16 protein-coding genes and 1 pseudogene are annotated in these 17,870 nt (G+C 71.9%); 14 read left to right on the top strand and 3 right to left on the bottom strand.

Annotation, left to right across the window (positions count from 1 at the left end):
* The first annotated feature begins 77 nt into the window (after positions 1-77).
* The 4 genes from MQP27_RS07750 to MQP27_RS07735 are packed head-to-tail and all read left to right on the top strand — an operon-like array spanning position 78 to position 4,654.
* Positions 78-1,394, top strand: a complete 1,317-nt coding sequence (locus tag MQP27_RS07750) for an ABC transporter substrate-binding protein (RefSeq protein ID WP_242762713.1) — start codon at positions 78-80, stop codon at positions 1,392-1,394.
* Positions 1,395-1,399: 5 nt separating this feature from the next.
* Positions 1,400-2,392, top strand: coding sequence for a carbohydrate ABC transporter permease (locus MQP27_RS07745; protein ID WP_242762710.1), 993 nt, complete (start codon positions 1,400-1,402; stop codon positions 2,390-2,392).
* A gap of 7 nt (positions 2,393-2,399) precedes the next feature.
* Positions 2,400-3,239: a carbohydrate ABC transporter permease gene (locus MQP27_RS07740; protein ID WP_242763616.1), complete on the top strand. Its 840-nt coding sequence runs from the start codon at positions 2,400-2,402 to the stop codon at positions 3,237-3,239.
* Positions 3,240-3,289: 50 nt separating this feature from the next.
* Entirely contained in the window at positions 3,290-4,654 is a 1,365-nt protein-coding gene (locus tag MQP27_RS07735) for a GH1 family beta-glucosidase (protein WP_242762707.1), read from the top strand.
* Positions 4,655-4,659: 5 nt separating this feature from the next.
* Here the strand turns inward: MQP27_RS07735 and MQP27_RS07730 are convergent, their stop codons facing one another.
* Together MQP27_RS07730 and MQP27_RS07725 are read right to left on the bottom strand one after the other, a co-directional pair.
* Complete coding sequence (locus tag MQP27_RS07730) at positions 4,660-5,052, bottom strand: SCO5389 family protein (RefSeq protein WP_242762704.1); 393 nt, start codon at positions 5,050-5,052, stop codon at positions 4,660-4,662.
* Positions 5,053-5,102: 50 nt separating this feature from the next.
* The gene (locus MQP27_RS07725) at positions 5,103-6,050 is read right to left on the bottom strand and encodes an ATP-binding protein (RefSeq protein WP_242762701.1); all 948 of its coding nucleotides are present in this window, start codon (positions 6,048-6,050) and stop codon (positions 5,103-5,105) included.
* Positions 6,051-6,159: 109 nt separating this feature from the next.
* Between MQP27_RS07725 and MQP27_RS07720 the strand changes: the two genes are divergently transcribed.
* From MQP27_RS07720 to MQP27_RS07700, 5 genes are read left to right on the top strand one after another with little or no spacing between them, the layout of a single operon-like run.
* Positions 6,160-6,696 carry a GNAT family N-acetyltransferase gene (locus MQP27_RS07720; protein WP_242762699.1) on the top strand — a complete coding sequence of 179 codons (537 nt, stop codon included), beginning with the start codon at positions 6,160-6,162 and terminating at the stop codon, positions 6,694-6,696.
* A 5-nt stretch (positions 6,697-6,701) separates the two neighbouring features.
* Positions 6,702-8,192, top strand: a complete 1,491-nt coding sequence (locus MQP27_RS07715; protein ID WP_242762695.1) for an ABC transporter substrate-binding protein — start codon at positions 6,702-6,704, stop codon at positions 8,190-8,192.
* Positions 8,193-8,195: 3 nt separating this feature from the next.
* Entirely contained in the window at positions 8,196-9,965 is a 1,770-nt protein-coding gene (locus MQP27_RS07710; RefSeq protein WP_242762693.1) for an ABC transporter permease subunit, read from the top strand.
* Positions 9,962-11,188, top strand: a complete 1,227-nt coding sequence (locus MQP27_RS07705; RefSeq protein ID WP_242762690.1) for an MDR family MFS transporter — start codon at positions 9,962-9,964, stop codon at positions 11,186-11,188. The genes MQP27_RS07710 and MQP27_RS07705 overlap by 4 nt, the downstream gene beginning before the upstream one ends.
* Positions 11,189-11,198: 10 nt before the next feature.
* Entirely contained in the window at positions 11,199-11,636 is a 438-nt protein-coding gene (locus MQP27_RS07700; protein ID WP_242762687.1) for a GNAT family N-acetyltransferase, read from the top strand.
* A gap of 213 nt (positions 11,637-11,849) precedes the next feature.
* On the opposite strand, the gene MQP27_RS07695 is transcribed toward MQP27_RS07700, so the two are convergent.
* Complete coding sequence (locus tag MQP27_RS07695) at positions 11,850-12,626, bottom strand: CDP-alcohol phosphatidyltransferase family protein (RefSeq protein ID WP_242762684.1); 777 nt, start codon at positions 12,624-12,626, stop codon at positions 11,850-11,852.
* Between the two features lie 107 nt (positions 12,627-12,733).
* On the opposite strand from MQP27_RS07695, the gene MQP27_RS07690 reads away from it, so the two are divergent.
* From MQP27_RS07690 to MQP27_RS07670, 5 genes and pseudogenes are all read left to right on the top strand, one after another.
* On the top strand, positions 12,734-13,717 hold the full coding sequence (locus MQP27_RS07690; protein WP_242762680.1) for a zinc-dependent alcohol dehydrogenase: 984 nt from the start codon (positions 12,734-12,736) through the stop codon (positions 13,715-13,717).
* 163 nt (positions 13,718-13,880) lie between these two features.
* Positions 13,881-14,279 (top strand): 6-pyruvoyl trahydropterin synthase family protein, encoded by a 399-nt coding sequence (locus tag MQP27_RS07685; protein WP_242762677.1) that lies wholly within the window; start codon positions 13,881-13,883, stop codon positions 14,277-14,279.
* A complete protein-coding gene (locus MQP27_RS07680) occupies positions 14,276-15,466 on the top strand; it encodes a glycosyltransferase family 4 protein (RefSeq protein ID WP_242762673.1) in 1,191 nt (396 codons plus the stop codon). The genes MQP27_RS07685 and MQP27_RS07680 overlap by 4 nt, the downstream gene beginning before the upstream one ends.
* A complete protein-coding gene (locus MQP27_RS07675) occupies positions 15,463-16,494 on the top strand; it encodes a class I SAM-dependent methyltransferase (protein ID WP_242762670.1) in 1,032 nt (343 codons plus the stop codon). Before MQP27_RS07680 ends, MQP27_RS07675 begins: the two co-directional genes overlap by 4 nt.
* A pseudogene (locus MQP27_RS07670) lies at positions 16,491-17,753 on the top strand (lysylphosphatidylglycerol synthase transmembrane domain-containing protein); the annotation flags it as partial. The gene MQP27_RS07675 and the pseudogene MQP27_RS07670, both read left to right, overlap by 4 nt.
* Between the last annotated feature and the right edge of the window lie 117 nt (positions 17,754-17,870).

Genomic DNA, 17,870 nt, shown 5'->3' with positions numbered 1-17,870 from the left:
GACGAGGCCATCTCTTGAGGTTTAACTCACGTCCTAAATTAAGCCATGAGTGCAATCCCTGAAGGGACCCGGGAGCCATGCGCAGCATCCGAGCCGCGGCCGTAGGCGCCGTCACCATGTCACTCGCCCTTGCCGCCTCGGCCTGCGGGGGCGGTTCGTCGAGCGGCGGCGGGTCCGACGACTCGCCGAAGACACTCACGTACTGGGCCTCCAACCAGGGCGCCAGCATCGCCGTCGACAAGAAGGTCCTCCAGCCCGAGCTCGACAAGTTCCAGAAGCAGACCGGCATCAAGGTGAAGCTGGAGGTCGTGCCCTGGTCCGACCTGCTGAACCGGATCCTCACCGCGACCACCTCCGGGCAGGGCCCCGACGTCCTGAACATCGGCAACACCTGGAGCGCCTCCCTGCAGGCGACCGGCGCACTGCTGCCGTGGGACGCCAAGAACTTCGCGAAGATCGGCGGCAAGGACCGCTTCGTCGACTCCGCGCTCGGCTCGACCGGCGCCGAGGGCAAGGACCCGGCCGCCGTACCGCTGTACTCGATGGCCTACGCCCTCTACTACAACAAGCAGATCTTCGCCGACGCCGGCATCACCAAGCCCCCGGCCACCTGGGACGAGCTCATAGCCGACGGCAAGAAGATCAAGGCGAAGGGCAAGTCCCCGCTGGGCGCGGAGGGTTCGAACCTCTCGGAGAACATCCACCACGTCTTCGTCTTCGCCAAGCAGCACGGCGCCGACTTCTTCACCGCCGACGGCAAGGCCGACTTCACCAGCGACAACGTGGTGGCCGCGGTCAAGCAGTACGTCGACCTGATGGCCAAGGACAAGGTCATCCCCACCGGCGACGCCGAGTACGCGCAGAACCAGTCGGTCAGCGACTTCGCCAAGGGCAAGCAGGCGATGCTGCTGTGGCAGTCGGCGTCCGCCAACCTCAAGTCCCAGGGCATGAGCGAGAGTTCGTACGGCATCGCGCCCGTGCCCGTGCAGTCCGGCACCCCCGGCACCGGCACCCAGGTCAACTCGATGGTCGCGGGCATCAACCTCGCCGTCTTCAAGAACACCGACAACCTCGACGGCGCCACCAAGTTCGTGAAGTTCATGACGAGCGACGCCGAGCAGAAGATCCTCAACACCGCCTACAGCTCCATCCCGCCGGTCAAGGCCGCGCAGGAGGACGCCGCGTTCAACACCGCGTCCAACGCCGTGCTCAAGCAGACCCTGGCGACGAGCGCCGCCGCGCTGCCGCAGGTCGCGGACGAGTCGCAGTTCGAGACGGCGGTCGGTACGGCGGTGAAGAACCTGTTCGCCGACGCGGCCGCCGGACGCGCGGTCACCACCGACTCCGTCAAGAGCGCGCTGGAGAAGGCCCAGCAGCAGATGCCGGCGAAGTGAGCACGATGACGACGACCGCGCCGGCGGAGGCCGCGGTGCAGCAGAGCTCTCCCGGGACGGCGGAGAAAGCGCCCCGCCGCCGCCCCGGGAGGATCCGCCGCATCGGACTGCCGTATCTGCTCCTGCTGCCCGCCCTGCTCCTCGAACTCCTGGTCCACCTGGTGCCGATGGTGATCGGCATCGTGATGAGCTTCAAGGAACTCACCCAGTTCTACATCCGCGACTGGGGCACCGCGCCCTGGTCCGGCTTCGACAACTACAAGGTGTCGGTGGACTTCGACGCCCCCGTGGGCGAGGCGCTGCTCCACTCCTTCTTCGTCACCGTCGCCTTCACCCTGCTGTCGGTCGGCCTGTGCTGGCTGATCGGCACGACGGCCGCGATCTACATGCAGGACACCTTCCGCGGCCGCGGTCTGCTGCGCGCCCTGTTCCTGGTGCCGTACGCGCTGCCGGTCTACGCCGCCGTCATCACCTGGGTGTTCATGTTCCAGCACGACAACGGCCTGGTGAACCACGTCCTGCACGACCAGCTGCACCTCACCGACAAGCCGTCCTTCTGGCTGATCGGCGACAACAGCTTCTACGCCCTGCTGACCGTGTCGGTGTGGAAGGGCTGGCCGTTCGCCTTCCTCATCGTCATGGCGGGCCTCCAGAACATCCCGGGCGAACTGTACGAAGCCGCCGCGCTGGACGGCGCCGGCATGTGGCAGCAGATCCGCCGCATCACCCTGCCGTCCCTGCGCCCGGTCAACCAGGTGCTGGTCCTCGTCCTGTTCCTGTGGACCTTCAACGACTTCAACACGCCGTACGTCCTGTTCGGCAAGGCCGCCCCCGAGGCCGCCGACCTCATCTCCGTCCACATCTACCAGGCGTCCTTCGTCACCTGGAACTTCGGCACCGGATCCGCGATGTCCGTGCTCCTGCTGCTGTTCCTGCTCGTCGTGACGGGCGTGTACCTGGCGCTCACCTCACGCGGACGGAGGGCCGCAGATGGCTAAGTCCCCGATGGCGCCGCCGAGTTCGTTCCTCTGGTCCCGGCGCGTCTTCCTCACCCTGCTCACCGGTTTCGTCCTGATCCCGGTGTACGTCATGGTCTCCAGCTCGCTGAAACCGCTGGCCGACGTGACCGGCGAATTCCGCTGGCTGCCGAGCGGGCTGACGATCCGTCCGTACATCGACATCTGGTCCACCGTCCCGCTCGCGAAGTACTTCGTGAACTCGCTGATCGTGTCGGTCGCGGCCACCGTCTGCTCGGTGGTGGTCGCGGTCTTCGCCGCGTACGCGGTCAGCCGCTACACCTTCCGCGGCAAGCGCGTCTTCACGGTCACCGTGCTGTCCACGCAGATGTTCCCGGGCATCCTCTTCCTGCTCCCGCTGTTCCTCCTCTACGTCAACATCGGTAACGCCACCGGCATCGCCCTGTTCGGCTCGCGCGGCGGCCTGATCCTGACGTATCTCACCTTCTCCCTCCCCTTCTCGATCTGGATGCTGATCGGGTACTTCGACTCCGTGCCGCGCGACCTGGACGAGGCGGCACTGGTGGACGGCTGCGGCCCGCTCGGCGCGCTGTTCCGCGTCGTCGTCCCGGCCGCGATCCCCGGCATCGTCGCGGTCGCCGTCTACGCCTTCATGACCGCCTGGGGCGAGGTGCTCTTCGCCTCCGTCATGACCAACGACACCACCCGCACCCTCGCCGTCGGCCTCCAGGGCTACTCGACCCTCAACGACGTGTACTGGAACCAGATCATGGCCGCCTCGCTGGTCGTCAGCGTGCCCGTGGTGGCCGGCTTCCTGCTGCTCCAGCGCTATCTCGTCGCCGGGCTGACGGCGGGCGCCGTCAAATGACCGACCCCCGGCATCCCGTGACCAACTCCCCGCACTCCGAAGGGACTTCCGTGTCCGACCGCATCGACCTCGCCGCCTTCCCGCCCGACTTCCTGTGGGGCACGGCCACAGCGGCGTACCAGATCGAGGGAGCCGTCGCCGAGGACGGCCGCTCCCCGTCGATCTGGGACACCTTCTCGCACACGCCCGGCAAGGTCGCGGGCAACGACAACGGGGACGTGGCCTGCGACCACTACCACCGCTGGCGCGAGGACATCGGCCTGATGCGTCAACTCGGCACCAACGCCTACCGGTTGTCGATCGCCTGGCCCCGGGTCGTGCCGGGCGGCACCGGCCGGGTCAACCCCAGGGGCCTCGCCTTCTACGACGAGTTGATCGACGGGCTGCTGGAGGCGGACATCACCCCGTCCGTCACCCTCTACCACTGGGACCTGCCCCAGGTGCTCCAGGACCGCGGCGGCTGGCCCGAGCGGGACACCGCCCTCGCCTTCGCCGAGTACGCCTCGGTCGTCGCCGAACGCCTCGGCGACCGCGTCTCCCTCTGGGCCACCCTCAACGAACCCCTCTGCTCGGCCTGGATCGGCCACCTGGAAGGCCGGATGGCACCCGGCCTCACCGATCTCACCGCCGCGGTCCGGGCCTCGTACCACCTGCTCCTCGGCCACGGCCTCGCCGCCCGGGCGATCCGCGCCGCCGCGCCGAACGCCGAGGTCGGCCTCGTCACCAACCTCTCCACCGTGCACGCCGCGACCGACCGCGAGGAGGACGTCCGGGCCGCCCGCCGGATGGACGGCCACGTCAACCGCTGGTGGCTGGACCCCGTCCACGGCCGCGGCTTCCCGGCCGACATGCGCGAGGTGTACGGCGTCGAACTCCCCGAGCGGGAAGGCGACTTGGCGACCATCGCCACGCCCCTCGACTGGCTCGGCCTGAACTACTACATGCCGGCCACGGTCGCCGACGACCCCTCCGCCCCCGCGCCCCGTGTCCGCTCGGTCCGCCGCCTGGGCGTCCCGCGCACCGGCATGGACTGGGAGATCGACGCGAGCGGCATCGAGACGCTCCTGCTCCGCCTCACCGAGGAGTACGGCGCCCGCCGCCTGTACGTCACCGAGAACGGTTCCGCCTACCCGGACGTCGTACGCCCCGACGGAACCGTCGACGACCCCGAACGCCAGCGGTACCTCATCGACCACCTCGCCGCCTGCGCCTCGGCCGCCCGCAAGGGCGCCCCGCTGGCCGGCTACTTCGCCTGGTCGCTGCTGGACAACTTCGAGTGGGCGTACGGCTACGACAAGCGCTTCGGCCTGGTCCACGTGGACTACCGGACCCAGAAGCGCACGATCAAGGGAACCGGGCACCGGTACGCGGACATCGTACGGACGCACCGCGGACGGGCCCGGAACGCGGCCTGAGCGGGCTAGCAGTCCCTGAACTCCGGTGACTGGTTCAGGATCTGCGAGCGCTGGGAGGTGAAGCGCTTGTATGTTTCGCCGTTTCGCGCGCCCGGGCGGAACGTCGCCACCCTGTGGCAGTTCTGGAAGGCCAGTTCCACTCCGAAGTGGCGTTCCAGGCTGCCGCGGATGGCGTCGCTCGCGAGGGCGCGGAGGAGCTGGCCGCGTTCCTGTTCCGATGGGGGAGGGGTCTGGTTGTCGGTGAACTCGGCCTTGCCGTCCTTGAGTTCGCCGGCCAGGGAGGCGATCAGGTCGTAGGCGTAGGGGAGGGACGTGCGGACGGTGTCCACGAAGTCCTCCTCGCGGATGTCACCGGACTCGGCTTCGGCGAGGAGCTTCGGGGAGACGTCGAGAGACATTAAAGGGGTGTCCGTTCTAATCGTTGCTGTATGTGACTCATGGGGGTAGGTCAGTCGAGGGCCGTCGGGTCCGGTACGAAGTCCGGGTCCACCTGGGCCGCCAGGTCGGCGCCCGTAGCCTTGTCCCCCCAGGCGCGGGCGTTGCGCAGGTGGAACTCGACGGCGTGGCGCTGGAGGCCGGCCCAGTCCTTGGGGTGGGCGTCGGCCGCTTCGCGCAGGACGTTCAGGGCGTGGTGGTTGTGGGGCTCCAACTCGCCCTCTGCTCGGCCCTGTTCGGCCGCCCGCACCCAGGGTGAGTGGACCAGGTGGGTCAGGAGATCGTCACCCACCTGCTCCTTGAGGAACAGGAGGTCGTCCTCGCCGCTCACCTTGTTGCCGACGACCGCGATCCGGATGCCGAACTCCCGTGCGTGGTCGCGGTACTGGCGGTAGACCGAGACGCCCTTGCGAGTGGGCTCGGCCACCAGGAAGGTGATGTCGAAGCGGGTGAACAGGCCCGACGCGAAGGCGTCCGCGCCCGCCGTCATGTCGACGACGACGTACTCGCCGGGACCGTCCAGCAGATGGCCGAGGTAGAGCTCCACCGCGCCGAGCTTGGAGTGGTAGCAGGCGACGCCCAGATCGCTCTCGTCGAACTCGCCCGTCACCATCAGCGGTACCCCGCCCGCGCGCCGGACGTGCCGGGCGTGGATCTCGTCGTCCCCGAGCAGGCGCAGCAGGCGTGAGCCGCGGCCCGGCGGAGTCGTCTTGATCATGGATTCGGCGGAGGGGATCCGGGGATTCGTACCGCGCAGGTACTCCTTGACGGCGGGCAGGTGCGCACCCAGCGGCGGCGCGGCCGGAGTTTCGCCCTCGTGGCCCAGCGCCTCGGCCAGGTGCTGGTTGATGTCGCCGTCGATGGCGAGTACCGGCGCGCCGGAGCGGGCCAGATGACGGGAGAAGAGCGCCGACAGCGTGGTCTTGCCGCTGCCGCCCTTGCCGACGAACGCGACCCGCATTACCGGGCCCGGGCCGGGCTCGTTTTGAAAATGAATGTCATGTCGCTAGGTTTTAGGCAGCTTCCCCCTCTCTGTCAAATCGAGGATTCTTAATGCATATGATGTGCAAGTGCTTGAGTACTGCATCAGGGCGGCGGGCCCGGACGACCTCGACGGTGCGCGAGCCGTGATGCTCGACACCGTCTACCGCGACTTCGGCACCGGCTACGTACCGCACTGGCACGGCGACATCGTCGACCCGGCCGCCGCCTACCTCGCCCCGGCCCGCCACACCCTCCTCGTCGCCCTCGACCCGGAGGACGGAGCCGTCGTCGCCACCGGCGCCCTCGACTCCCGCGGCCCCGCCCACCCGCCGAACCCCCGGTGCGTCGCCGAGCGCTTCCCCTCCGGCGAGACCGCCCAACTGCGCCGGATCTACGTCCGCCCCGAGCACCGCCGCCGCGGTCTCGCCCGGCGCCTGGTCGCCGAACTGCTCGCCTTCGCCGCCGCGGACGGCGGCTACCGCGCCGTCTATCTGCACACCGACCCGGCCGTCGAGGGCGCCGAACCCTTCTGGCGGTCGCTCGGCAAGGTTGTGCTCGACGAGCGCGAGGAGCCCGCGGGCGGGCAGGGAATCATCCACTTCGAGATACCGATGGGCCGATAGCCGCCGTGCACCGACTGAGACTGCTCCTCGCCCTCCTGCTCGCCCCGGCCCTGACCGGCTGCTTCGCCTCCGGTGGCGCCGAAGGCTCGTCCGGTGACGCGAAGTCCGGTTCGCGGCTGCGGGTCGCGCTGGCCTTCCCGCCCGCCGAGAACCTCTCCCCGTACGGCGCCGACGCCACGATCCTCAGCCGCCTCGGCGTCACCGAGAGCCTCACCGCCCTGGACGCCAACGGCGCCGCCGCCCCCGCGCTCGCCTCCTCCTGGCGCCAAGTGGACGATCGCACCTGGCTGTTCACCCTCCGCGAGGCCACCTTCCAGGACGGCACCGAGGTCACCCCGGCCGCGGTCGCCGCCTCCCTCACCCACGCCACCGAGGCCAGTCCGGCCCCGGCCGCCCTCTCCGGCGTCACCCTGCAGGCGAAGGCCGACGGCAGCACGGGCGTACGGATCACGACCGCCAACCCCGACCCCGTACTCCCGCTGCGCCTGTCCAGCCCGAGCCTCGCGATCCTCGCCGAGAAGGGTTACGACGAGAAGGGCGCCGCCGACCCCGTCGGCACCGCCACCGGCCCCTTCGAGATCACCGAGGTCACCGGCACCACCTCCGCGACCCTCGACCGCTACGACGACTACTGGGGCGGCCGTGCCCAGTCGGCGGGCGTGGACGTGAAGTTCATCGCCGACGGCGCCGCCCGCGCCGCCGCCCTGCGCACCGGCCAGACCGACCTCGCCGAGGCGATCCCGGTCGCGCAGGCCGCCTCCCTCGACAAGGCCACCCGCAGGGAGACAGCCACCACCCGCACCACCAGCCTCCTCCTCAACGCCGGGAAGGGCCCCTTCGCGGACCCGGGGCTACGGGCCGCCGCACGTCGGGCCGTCGACACCTCCGCCCTCGCCGACGGCGTCTACGAAGGACACGCGGACGCCGGCGCGGGCATCTACGGACCCGCAGTCACCTGGGCCGAGGGCAAGCGGAAGCAGCCTGCCGGGCGAGCCCGGGCGACGGCACCGGACGGCACGAAGGTCACCCTGGCGACGTACGACAACCGGCCCGAACTCCCGGAAGTCGCCCAGGTGTTGAAGCAGCAGCTGGAGAAGGCCGGATTCGTGGTCCGGCTGGAGGTGCGCGAGTACTCGCGGCTGGAGAGCGACGCGCTGGCCGGGAAGTTCGACGCCCTTGTCCTCGCCCGCAACACCCTGGTCGACACCGGCGATCCCGTCGCCGTACTCGCCAGCGACTTCTCCTGCGACGGCGGCTACAACCTGGCGCAGCTGTGCGACAGGGTCGTCGATCGCGCGGTTGCCGGGGCCGAGGGTGTTGCCGACACCGCGAAGCGGCAGGACGCGGTCATGGCGGCCGAGGCGGCGATCCTCGGCACCGACGCCGTCGTACCGCTGGTCCACCAGCGCGTCATCACCGGCGTCGGCACCTCGGTGCGCGGCGCACTGCTCGACCCGTACGAGCGCACCCTCCTCTCCACCGGCACCCGGCGCTGACGCATGCGGCACCAACTCACCCCGCTCCTGTGGCGGTCGGGCCTGACCGTCGCCCTCGTCTGCGGCATCGGCCTGCTGCCCTGGCTCTCACGCACCGACCCGGCGCTCACCGTGCTCAAGGCACGCTCGGCCGAACGGGATCCGACCCCCGAGGTGTTGGCCGACATCCGGGACCGACTCGACCTGGACGACGGCCCATGGCGACTGCTCGGACACTGGGCGGGCGGGCTGTGGCGCGGTGACGCGGGCCGGTCGTGGATCTCCGGTGCCGAGGTGACGCCCGCCGTTCTCCAGGCACTCGGGGTCTCCCTGCTGCTGATGGCGGTGGCGCTCGCGGTCGCCGCCGTCACCGCCGGGCTCGTGTGCGCCCGCACGCTCTACCGGCAGGGGCGCCGGGGACGCGCGGGCGGCGGCTCCGCCGTGCTCGCCGCGCTGCCCGAGTTCCTCACCGCGTCCGTGCTGGCCACGGTCGTCGGAGTGCAGCTCGGCTGGCTGCCGGCCCTCGGTTGGTACGGGCCCCGCTGGACGGTACTGCCCGCGCTCGCCCTCGGCCTGCCCGCCGGGGCCGTGCTCGGGCGGCTCCTCGACGACCTGCTGCCCGGCGCGTTCGCGGAATCCTGGGCGCGGGCCGCGGCGGCACGCGGACTGCCCCGCCGTATCATCGCCCGCCAGGCGGTACGCCGTTGCGTGCCCGCGCTGCTCCCCAACACCGGCCTGTTCGTGGTCGGGCTGACCGGCGGCTCGGTGGCCGTCGAGCAGATCTTCGACATCCCCGGCCTCGGCCGCACCACCCTTCAGGCCGCCCTCGCCCAGGACCTCCCCGTCCTCCAGGCCGGCACCCTCGCCCTCGTCCTCCTCGCCGCGGCGGCGACCGGCGCCTCCCGCCTCGCCGCCCGCCTGCTGATCGGCCCGGCCCTGCGCGACGGAGCCCTGCCGTCCCTGCACCGCCCGACCCCACCGGCCCGCGCCATCCAGCCCTTCCTCCACGGCGCTGTCCTGCTCGCCGTCGTGGCTCTCGGCCTGCCCCGCGACCCGCTGGCGCTGAACACGCGCGAGCGACTGCGATCCCCTTCCTGGGCGCACCCGTTCGGCACGGACGCCCTCGGCCGGGACGTCCTCGCCCGGGTCGCCCACGGCGCCCTCGACACCCTCCTGCTCGCCCTCGCGATCAGTGCCGTGGCCCTGCTCGCCGGGGTACTGCTCGGGCTGCTGCCGCGCCTGTCCGGGCCGTTGGTCGACACGGTCAACGCCGTGCCGCCGGTCCTCGGCGCGCTCCTCGTCACGGCCGTCGCGGGCGGCGGGCCGGTGACGCCCGCGCTGGCCGTGTCGCTCGTGGCGTGGGCGCCGCTGGCCACGCACACCTCGGCGCTGCTGCGGCAGGAACGGGCCGCGCTGCACGTGACCGCCACCCGGGGCCTGGGCGCGGGGCGTTGGTACGTCCTCCGGCACGAACTCCTCCCCGCCGTCCTCCCGCCCGTCACCCGCCACGCCCTGCTCCGCCTGCCCGGCATCGCCCTCGCGCTCGCCTCGCTGGCCTTCCTCGGACTGGGCGCGCAGCCGCCGTCCCCGGAGTGGGGCCTGCTCCTCGCCGAGAACCAGCCCTACGCCGAGCGCGCGCCCTGGGCGGTCCTGGCACCGGCGGCCGTACTCGCCCTGCTGGGGGCGCTGGCGGTGAGCGCGGCGGGCGGGGTACGGCGGCGGCCGAGGCATCGTACGGTCGAAGCACCTGTCGAACGGCCCGCTCGGGTAAGGGAGTTGGTGGGAGCGGAATGACCGCTCCACAGCCGACGCGTCTACGCAGGACGTCCGGGAGGGTCCGCCTCACGCCGCTGCTGCGACTCCTGATCCTCACTCAACTCGCCTTCAACATCGGCTTCTTCGCCGTGCTGCCCTTCCTGTCGGAGCATCTGGGGCAGACGGTGGGGATGGCGGGGTGGCTGGTGGGGTTCGTGCTGGGGCTGCGGACCTTCAGCCAGCAGGGGCTGTTCGTGGTGGGCGGGGCGCTGGCCGACCGGTACGGGGTTCGGCCGGTGGTGCTGGCGGGGTGCGTGCTGCGGATCGCCGGGTTCGCGTGGCTGGGGTATGCGGAGGCGGCCTGGGCGGTGATCGGGTCGGTGCTGCTGATCGGGTTCGCGGCGGCGCTGTTCTCGCCGGCCGTGGAGTCCGAAGTCGCGCGGCAGGCCGTGGAGTCGGAGGCGGCGGGTGGGGGATCGCGGACGCGGGTGCTGGCGTTGTTCACGGTGGCGGGGCAGGCCGGGGCGTTCGTGGGGCCGTTGCTGGGGGCGCTGCTGCTGGAGCTGGATTTCCGCGCGGTGTGCCTGGCAGGGGCGGGGATCTTCGGACTGGTCCTGGCGGGGCACGCATGGCTGCTGCCGCAGCGCATACCGGGCCGGACGCGGACCCGGATGAGAGGCGGCCTCGGCCCGCTCCTCCGCAACCGGCGCTTCCTGGCGCTGTGTTGTGCGTACGGCGCCTGTCTGCTCGCCTACAACCAGCTGTACCTATTGCTGCCGACGGAGGTGGAGCGGGCGGCGGGTTCGCAGGCGCCGGTGGCGTGGCTGTTCGCGCTGTCGTCGCTGCTGGTGGTGGGGGCGCAGTTGCCGGTGACGCGGTGGGCCGGAGTGCGGCTGACGCTGCGGCGGTCGATGCGGCTGGGCCTGCTGCTGATCGCGGTCGGCTTCACGACGGTGGGCCTGGCCCGCCCGGCCGACTGGACGGGCACACCGGGCCTCCTCCCGTCCGCCGCCTTCGTCACCCTGCTCACGCTGGGCCAGATGCTGGTCACCCCGGTCGCCCGCGCGTGGGTCCCCGAACTGGCGGAGGAGGGCCGCATCGGCCTCTACACGGGCGCGCTGTTCTCGCTGTCCGGCCTGACAGTCCTGGCATGCACCTCGGCGACGGGCCTCCTCCTCGACAGCGGCCTCCCACCGACGGTCCCGTGGCTGGCCCTGGCTGCCGTACCGGCCGCGGCGATGGTGCTGGTGCCCCGCGGCTAGTCTCACCGCCATGAAGATCGAGACGGAAATCGCCCGGGAACCGACCCAGGAACTCGTGGATGCCTTCGCCCGGTTGCTGCCCCAGCTCTCCCGAACGGCGAGCCCCCTCGACGCCGAGGCCGTCGGCCGGATCCTCTCCAGCGACGCGAACACGGTCCTCGTGGCCAGGGCCGACGGGCGAATCGCCGGCACCCTGACCCTGGTCACCTTCCCGCTGCCGTCCGGCCTGCGCGCCCGCATCGAGGACGTCGTCGTGGACGAATCGGCCCGAGGCCACGGAATCGCCGCCCTGCTGATGCAGGAGGCCCTGAAGATCGCCCGCGATGCAGGCGCCCGAACCATCGACCTGACCTCCCGCCCGGACCGCGCGGCGGCGAACAGGTTGTACGAGCGGCTTGGATTCCGGGTGCGGGGGTCGAGCGTGTACCGGATGCCGTTGGACCACTGACGGGGTCTCGGCCGACCAGCGATCTGGTGAGCCTCTTGCGGGAGGCCGACGGCATTGTGGGGCGCTACGGGGTGGACGTCCTCTGGCCCCTGGAGCGGATCGTCGAGGACAACCTTCGGTTCCGGTCGGACCCTGGCTTCGCCACCCTGTACATGCCGTCGGGGCCGCTGCTCTTCTTCGGCGACAACGGTGGCGGCGACCAGTTCGCCTTCGTCACGACGCGATCGGCTCGCGTTCCGCCTCCCGGTGCAGCATCTCCTCCACCTCGCCCTCCTGGACCCTCGACGTGCGGTACAGCCAGTGGATGTCTCGGCCGAAGGACCAGGTCAGGGTCGTGAGGGCGAGGGCTGTCACGGTGAAGGTCGCGATGTGGGGGAGGTAGCCCGAGGCCGCGAGGAGGAGACAGATGCCCTGCATCGCCGCCACCGTCTTGCGGGCCGTGCTCGGGAAGAGCGGGGCGTTCAGCCAGGGGTAGGCGCGGGCCGCCGCCACGAACGCGTAGCGCATCGCGCCGATCAGCAACACCCAGGGGCCCAGCCGCATCGAGACGTACACGCTCAGGACCAGGATCAGGAACGCGTCGACCTCCATGTCGAAGCGCGCGCCGAGCGGGGTGGAGGTGCCCGTCGCCCGGGCCACCTTGCCGTCGACGCCGTCCAGGATCAGGGCCACCGCCGTCAGGCCGACGAAGAGCGTCACCGGGGGTGAGCTTTCGAAGGAGTCCGCCACCAGGGCCGTCACACCGCCCACCAGCGTCGCCCGGCCGAGCGTGACCCGGTTCGCCGGGCCGAAGGAGCGCACGCGCGAGCGGTGCAGTGCCGTCGACAGCACCGCCCAGCTGGCGACGGCGAAGGCGAGGCCGGTGAGCCAGCCCGCCGGCCCCATGCCGATCGCCGTACCGAGCAGGGCAAGCAACAGGATCTGCAGACCCGCTCCCACAGCGGTCTCCTGCTGGACCAGCCTTGCGTCGTAAGTGTTGTTCAGGGCCACCGCACACCCTCCGGCCATGTGACAGAGTCGATCAACGCCGCGTACTGTGCGCGGCCTGTGCACACCTCGGTACGTGAACCACTTCCCGATCGTTCAGGAGGACGCCGATGAACCGCACCGCACGCGCGTTCTGGCTACGCCAACCGGGTGAAGGTGAGATTCGGGACGTAGACCTGCCGGAACCCACGGAGAGTGACGTTCTGGTGCGCTCGTTGTTCTCCGGAGTGAGCCGGGGGACCGAAACGCTCGTGTTCCGCGGCGGCGTTCCCGAGAGCCAGCGCGCGGCCATGCGCGCACCCTTCCAGGAGGGCGAGTTCCCCGCTCCCGTGAAGTACGGCTACCTGAGCGTGGGCGTGGTGGAGGAGGGGCCGGAGGAGCTGGTGGGGCGCACGGTTTTCTGCCTCCATCCGCATCAGACGCGATACGTCGTCCCCGCCACCGCCGTCACCCTCGTACCGGACACCGTGCCCGCCGAGCGCGCCGTCCTGGCCGGCACCGTGGAGACCGCCGTCAACGCCCTCTGGGATGCCGCGCCCCTGGTCGGCGACCGCATCGCCGTGGTGGGCGGCGGCATGGTCGGCTGCTCGGTGGCCGCCCTGCTGGCGCGCTTCCCGGGTGTACGGGTGCAGCTCGTCGACGCCGACCCCGCCCGCGCCAAGGTCGCCCAGGCCCTCGGCGTCGACTTCGCCCTGCCCGCCGACGCGCTCGGCGGACGCGACCTCGTGGTGCACGCGAGCGCGACCGAGCAGGGCCTCGCCCGGTCGCTGGAGCTGCTGCGGGACGAGGGGACCGTCCTGGAGCTGAGCTGGTACGGCGACCGCAGGGTCTCCCTCCCGCTCGGCGAGGACTTCCACTCCCGCCGGCTCGTCGTCCGCAGCAGCCAGGTCGGCACCGTCGCCCCCGCCCGCCGCTCCAGCCGTACCTACGCCGACCGGCTCGCCCTCGCCCTCGACCTGCTCGCCGACCCCGTGCTGGACGCCCTCGTCACCGGTGAATCCGCCTTCGAGGAGCTCCCGGACGTCATGCCGCGCCTGGCCGCCGGGGAGATCCCGGCCCTGTGCCACCGGGTCCGGTACGCGGACACAGCCTGACGAGTCGTTCAATCCGGGACGACCTTCGGGCTTGCAAGACCGCCTGACCTGAGAAAAGAGTGAGAGGCGGCTGAACGCGGGGAAGCGAAGAGCCGTACTACACGGCATCCCCCGGCAGGGATCAGCCGGGGGACCAGACGCGCCGCACCTGGAGGGTCGTCCGTTGTTCAGTGTCACCGTCCGCGATCACATCATGATCGCCCACAGCTTCCGCGGGGAGGTCTTCGGACCCGCGCAGCGCCTGCACGGAGCCACGTTCCTCGTGGACGCGACGTTCCGGCGCGAGCAGCTGGACGACGACAACATCGTCGTCGACATCGGACTGGCCACCCAGGAACTCGGCGCCGTGGTGAGCGAGCTGAACTACAGAAACCTCGACGACGAGCCCGAGTTCTCCGGCGTCAACACCTCGACGGAGTTCCTGGCCAAGGTGATCGCCGACCGGCTCGCCCAGCGCATCGAGAAGGGCGCGCTCGGCGAGGGCGCCAAGGGCATCGCCGGGATCACCGTCACGCTCCACGAGTCGCACATCGCCTGGGCGAGTTACGAGCGTGCCCTGTGACCGACGTGACCCTGGAGAAGACGGCGCAGCCCGCGCTCGGCTATGTGCCGGCGCAGAGTTCCGTCCTGAAGAACGCCGAGATCCTCCCCATGTCCCTGCGCTCCGTGCACTTCGTCCTGCCGGGCGGCGTCGACGACCCGGCCGCGCCGAGCGGCGGCAACGCCTATGACCGGCGCGTGAGTCTGGACCTCCCCGGCTTCGGCTGGCAGGTCCACAAGCACGCCGTCGACGGCGGCTGGCCCCGGCCCGACGCCGCGGCCCGCGCCGAACTCGCCCGCACCCTGCGGGAGTTGCCGGACGGCACCGTCGTCATGATGGACGGCCTCGTCGCGTGCGGGGTGCCGGAGATCGTCGTCCCGGAGACCGAGCGGCTGAACCTCGCCGTCCTCGTCCACCTCCCGCTCGGCGACGAGACCGGCCTGGAGCCCGCGGTGGCCGCCGAGTTGGACGCCAAGGAGCGTGCCGTACTGCGGGCCGTGCCCGCCGTGATCGCCACCAGCGACTGGGCGGTACGGCGGCTGGTCTCGCACCACGGCCTGGCCCCCGAGCGGGTCCATGTCGCCGCCCCCGGCGCCGACATCGCGCCCCTCGCCTCCGGCACCGACGGCGTCTCCCGGCTGCTGTGCGTGGCCGCGGTGACCCCGCGCAAGGGCCAGCACCGGCTGGTGCAGGCACTGGCCGCGGCGGCCGACCTGCCGTGGCACTGCGTGTGCGTCGGCGGGCTCACCCAGGACCCCGAGTACGTCGGCCATCTGCGGGCGCTGATCAGGGAGTTCGGGCTTGAGGACCGCATCGAGCTGGCGGGCCCGCGGGCCGGCGCCGAGCTCGACGCCAGCTACCACACCGCCGACCTGATGGTCCTGACCTCGTACGCGGAGACGTACGGCATGGCGGTCACGGAGGCCCTCGCACGCGGCATCCCGGTGCTCGCGACCGACGTCGGCGGTCTGCCCGAGGCGGTCGGCCGCGCGCCCGACGGAGGCGTGCCCGGCATCCTCGTACCGCCGGAGGACCCCGCCGCTCTCGCCGCCGAACTGCGCGGCTGGTTCGGCGAGGCGGACGTACGACGCCGGCTGAAGGCCGCCGCCAGGGGCCGGCGGGCCGCCCTGGACGGCTGGGCGACCACGGCCCGCAGCCTCGCCGGAGTACTGGGCCGGCTGCCGAGCGAACCCAGGAGGGCGGCATGAACAGGACCAGCACCAAGGTCGGCGGGAAGATCCCGGCACAGCCGGGACCGAGGGAGACGAAGGTGGGATCCGTGGCAGCTGCCGCCCAGCAGGAAAGCGCGCCCGGGGCGACCCCGGGTTCCGTGATCCCCGGCGCCGGGCCCGCCCTGCGCCCCGGCGAGCGGGCCACCGTACGCCTGCGGGACACCGGGCCCGACGAGCCGCCGCGCTACGCGCCGGAGTGGCTGGAGCTGCGCGAGCCCGCCGACGCTGCCGCGCGGGCGCACGAACTGCTCGACCCGCTGCGGATCCGGCTCGCCAACCTGCCCGGCAAGGCCGGTCTGGTCATCCACGACCTCGGCTGCGGCACCGGCTCGATGGGCCGCTGGCTCGCGCCGCGCCTCGACGGCGCCCAGCACTGGATCCTGCACGACCGCGACCCCTACCTGCTGCACTTCGCGGCGGTCGCCTCCCCGCGCTCGGCCGCCGACGGCAGCCGGGTCAGCGTGGAGACCCGGCGCGGCGACGTCGCCCGGCTCACCCCGGACGCCCTCGCCGGCGCCTCCCTGGTGACCGCGTCCGCCCTCCTCGACGTCCTCAAGCGCGAGGAGATCGAGACGCTCGCCGCCGCCTGCACGGGCGCCGGCTGCCCGGCCCTGCTGACGCTCTCGGTGGCCGGGCGCGTCGAACTCACCCCGTCCGACCCGATGGACGCGGAGATCACCGAGGCGTTCAACGCCCACCAGCGCCGGGACGGACTGCTCGGTCCGGACGCGATCACCGTCGCCTGCGAGGCCTTCTCCGAGCGGGGCGCCACGGTACGGGTCAACCCGAGCGCCTGGCGACTCGGCCCCGGCGAGGCAGCGCTCACCGCACAGTGGCTGCGCGGCTGGGTCGGCGCGGCCGTCGAACAGCGCCCCGAGCTGAAGCAGCGCGCAGAACGGTATCTGCAGCAGCGCCTGGCGGCCTGCGAGGCGGGCGAGCTCCGCGTCACCGTCCACCACAGCGACCTACTGGCACTGTCCCGGCCGACGGGCGGGGCGTCATGAGCGTGGAGACGGTACGGGCACTCGTGCTACCGACGGACCGACGCGGGGCGACGGAGGCACGGAGGGGGGTGGATGTCGTGTCCGGGGCGCCGGCGGGGGGTGGTGTCGGTGCCGAGGCACGGGCCGCTCTGCCGGCGCGCGGTGCTGCCGAGGCCCGCGCCCCTCTTCCGATGCGGCCCACAGGCGAGGGGCGGGCCGAGGGTGAGGGCCGTTCCGTGGGTGTGCCCGATGGTGTCGCCTCCGTCGCCGTCGAGGTGTACGACGACGGCTTTGCCTGTCTTGCCGCGCGGGACGCCGCTCTGCTGGCGCGGGCCGATGTGCTGGCGGCGGCCGCGCCTTCCGGGCCCGCCGTCTCCGAGGCCCGTATCGGCGTGATCGTCTCCTCGGCCCGGCCCGAGCCGGCCACGGCGCGGACGCCGTGGTGGCGTTCAGTCCTCGCCCGGCTCAACTCCCGTGCCGTACGCACCCACTTCGGCACCGTCGCGGGCGTCGTCATCCTCGGCGCGCTGCTGTGGCACCTCGGCACCGGCGTCCTGCTGGACGGGCTGCGCGGCATCGACGCGACGACCCTGGTGGTGTCCCTGCTCATCGGCGTTGCGACCACGGTGCTCAGCGCCTGGCGCTGGGCGCTGGTGGCCCGGGGGCTGAAGATCCACCTGCCGCTCGGACCCGCCGTCGCCGACTACTACCGCGCGCTGTTCCTGAACGCCGCCCTGCCCGGCGGCGTCCTCGGCGACGTCCACCGCGCCGTCCGGCACGGGCAGAGCGCCGGCGACCTCGGCCGCGGAGTCCGCTCCGTCGTCCTCGAACGCGTCGCCGGACAGATCGCGTTGACCGTCGTGGGTACGGCGATGCTGCTCACCATGCCGTCACCGGTGCTCGGCGAGGTTCGCCACTTCGCACCCCTGGTGGGCCTCGCCGCCGTGGGAGCACTCGCCGTCGTCGTCGCGCTGCGCATGAACAAGGCGCCGTCCCGCCGCGGAACACGCCTGCGCTCGACGCTCGCCGAGGCACGCGAGGGCCTGCTGTCGCGCCGCAACTGGCCCGGCGTCACCATCTCCTCGCTGCTGATCCTGGCCGGCCACCTCGGCATGTTCGTGCTGGCCGCCAAGGTCGCCGGCTCCGGCGCCTCCGTCGCCGTCCTGCTGCCGCTGGCCGTCCTCGCCCTGGTCGCCATGGGACTGCCCCTGAACATCGGCGGGTTCGGCCCCAGGGAGGGCGTCACCGCCTGGGCGTTCGGCGCGGCCGGCCTCGGCGCGAGCAGCGGTGTGGCCGTCGCCGTGGTGTACGGAGTGCTGAGCTTCGTGGCCGCCCTGCCCGGCGCCGTCGTCCTCGTCGCCCGCTGGTACACCTCGCTGAAGGCGGGTTCCGGGGCG

It is taken from the genome of Streptomyces cylindrosporus (assembly GCF_022698165.1).
In the GTDB taxonomy this organism is placed as follows: Bacteria; Actinomycetota; Actinomycetes; order Streptomycetales; family Streptomycetaceae; genus Streptomyces; species Streptomyces cylindrosporus.
Note: the sequence above shows the minus strand (reverse complement) of the source record. Positions and strands in the feature narration are given on the sequence as shown.